Source organism: Micromonospora sp. AMSO12t, assembly GCF_008806585.1.
GTDB lineage: Bacteria > Actinomycetota > Actinomycetes > Mycobacteriales > Micromonosporaceae > Micromonospora > Micromonospora reichwaldensis.
In genome coordinates, this window is the sequence record NZ_WAAS01000450.1 from 1 (window position 1) to 2,745 (window position 2,745).

Here is a 2,745-nt window from a genome sequence, read left to right on the forward strand (position 1 = left end):
CCTCGACCACCGTCGCCGGCCGAGGTGCCGGGCGCACCGGCGCCGGGAACGGCAGGGAACGTGGGTGCGGAATCGGGGACGCCGGCGGGCGGCCCTGCGCCGGGGACGGTGGAGGGCGTGGGTGCGGCGCCGGTGGGCACGCTGGACGCCGGGATGCCGATGGCCTGGCCGAGCTGGTCGAGGCGCTGCCCCTGGGCGGTGAGCCGGTGCTGGAGGTAGTCCGCGGCGGCGTGCAGGTTGCGGCGCCGGTCGGCGTCGGCGGCGGCACCGCGCTCGCCGGCCTGTCGCCGCTCGGCGAGTTGCCGGGCGAGCGCCGCGTACTCCTCGAAGGTGGACACCGCCTCAGTCCTCCCCGTCCGGGCCGTGCCCCTCGCGGGCGAACGGCACGATGAGCCGGGTGCGCTGGTCGTGCCGGTCGACCAGGAGCGCCCGGTCGGGCCGGGGCGCGTACGCGAGGTCGTGCACGCCGAGGTGCAGGCCCAGCTCGGCGCCGGGCACGTTCAGCGCGACCAGGCAGGCGACGTCGTCGCGGTTGTGGGCGCCGCCAAGGTCGTCGGCGAGGCGGCGCAGCCCCCGCCACCAGCCGAGCAGGTGCGTCCCCTGCCCCGGCCCCTGACGCAGCACGGCCCGCAGGTCGTCGTGGCCGGAGCGGAACGTGTCCGGGTCGGTGGCGGCGAGCAGCCCGCTGGCGGCGTCGACGCCGAAGACGACGAGATAGGTGCGGCTCGCGCCCGGCCCGGCCTCCCCCACCCCTTGCGCCGTCGTGGCGGGGCCGGCCGTTGCGCCTGGCGTCGACAGCGCGGCGGCGAGGGTGCCGAGGTGGCGGCGCAGGTCGGTCGCGTCGAGGCGGTCGACCGGGTGGCCGGCGGCGGCCAGGGTCGCGGCGGTGTCGTCGGCGGCTGACTCGGCGGCGGTGACCAGCGAGGCGAGCAGGAACCGGGCGTCGCCCGGAGCGTGCTGCCGGGCGAGACTCAGGGTGGCCGCGCGCAGCACCTCCGCGCCGGTGGCCGAGGTGCCGACCACGGCCAGGTGCCGGCCCGGGGTCGCGTCCATCATGAACAGCGCGGAGGTGCCCTCCACGTCGACCGTACGCCCGACCAGGGCCAGCGGGCGGCGCCCGCCCGGACGCAGCCCGGCGAAGGTCGGGTCGTCCTCGACGTGGGCGGCCTCGTAGCCCTTGAAGACCGACGGGGCGCGCGCGCCTGCCGCTCGGGCCTGCCACAGCTCGTGGCGCAGCCCGGCCAACTCCCCGGCGGCGGCGTGCGCGTCCGGGAAGCGGACGATCGTGTCGGCACCGACCGCGCCGGCCGCGGTGTTGAGCACGGCCGAGCCGACCGGCAGGGTCAGGGCGGACTCGTTCAGCGGGTCGAGCACCCCGCCGCCACCGGGCAGCGCCACCCGGAGCGCGAACTGGCCGAAGATCGCCTCGGCCCGGCCGTAGAGCGCCTCGACGCCGGTCATGCTCTGGCTGGCCAGCACCAGGTGCACGCCGTACGAGCGACCCTTGCGGGCCAGCTCCTCCAGCAGGTCGACCGACTCGCGGGCCAGCGCGTCGTTGCCGGTGAGAAGCACGTGGAACTCGTCGATCACCGCCACGATCCGGGGCACCGGGGTGTCGCGGGGCAGGTCGGCGAGCTTGGTGACGCCGTGCCGCTTGAGGACGGTGGCCCGCCGGGACAGCTCGCGGCGCAGCTCGCGCAGCACGGCGACGCCGTACTCCCGGTCGGACTCGATGCCGACCGCACGGGCGTGCGGCAGCCAGGACGGGTCGCGGGGGGTGGGGACGAACTCGGTGAAGCTCACCCCCTCCTTGAAGTCGAGCAGGTAGAGCCGGAGCTCGGCCGGCGAGTAGCGGGCGGCCAGCCCATAGAGGACGTCGAGCAGGAAGACGGTCTTGCCGGCGCCGGTGCGCCCGCCCACGAGCCAGTGCGGGGTGGCGTCGTCGAAGGCGACGGTGACCGGGTCGCGGCCCGCGCGGCCGACCACGGTGCGCAGCCCGTTGCCCGCCGACTCGGCCCACCGCCGCTCGGGCAGCAGCTCGGCGAAATCCACAGTGTCGCTGCGTCGGGCGGCGGCGCCGAGGTGCGCGGCGAGGGCGGCCACCGACGCCGCCGGCGGGTCGCCGTCGAGCAGCACGGGGGCGGCCAGTCCACTGCCGTCGTGGCTGAACGGGGCCCCCGGCGGGTCGCCGACGTGGGCGTACCGCTCGGTCAGCCGGATCGTGGTGGTGGCGCCGAGCTGCGGTGCCGGCTCCGCCGACGCGGCGGTGGGCCGGCCGGCGACCAGCACGCAGACCGCGGCGGCCGGGCCGGCGTGGGTGAGCGCGGCGAGCCGGGCCGCCTCGCGCGGCGGCGGCGCCGACGCGGCGACGACCAGCAGCAGCTCCTGGTCGGGGCGGTCGGCGTGCCGGGCGGCGCGGGCGTGCCGCTCGGCGGCGTCGAGCAGGGCGGCCACCTCGGCCTCGCCGGTGGCCGGCGGATCGAGCACGCCGGCGTCGATGAGCGGGCGCAGCGGCCCGAAGGTGGCGCCGAGCGCGGCGGTGTCGATGCCGGCGACCCGCACGCCGCCGGTCGGCGCGGTGGCGAGCAGCCGCAGCACGAGCGCCCGCAGCAGGCCGGCCACCCGGGGGTCGCGGGCGTCCGCGTCGACGGCGAGGTGGTGGCCGCCACCCAGCGGTACGAGGACGGGGAAGGCACCGTCCGGGGTGGACGCCTCGCCGACGCGGACGGGTACGGGGACCGCGGT

At 78.1% G+C, this 2,745-nt stretch carries 1 protein-coding gene and 1 pseudogene; both read right to left on the reverse strand.

Features of this window, described 5'->3' with window-relative positions; genetic code table 11:
• Window positions 1-338 (reverse strand): annotated as a pseudogene (locus tag F6X68_RS32075) (hypothetical protein); the annotation flags it as partial.
• A 4-nt stretch (window positions 339-342) separates the two neighbouring features.
• Window positions 343-2,745: FtsK/SpoIIIE domain-containing protein (locus tag F6X68_RS34700; RefSeq protein ID WP_151457745.1), on the reverse strand; the 2,403-nt coding region annotated here is incomplete at its 5' end.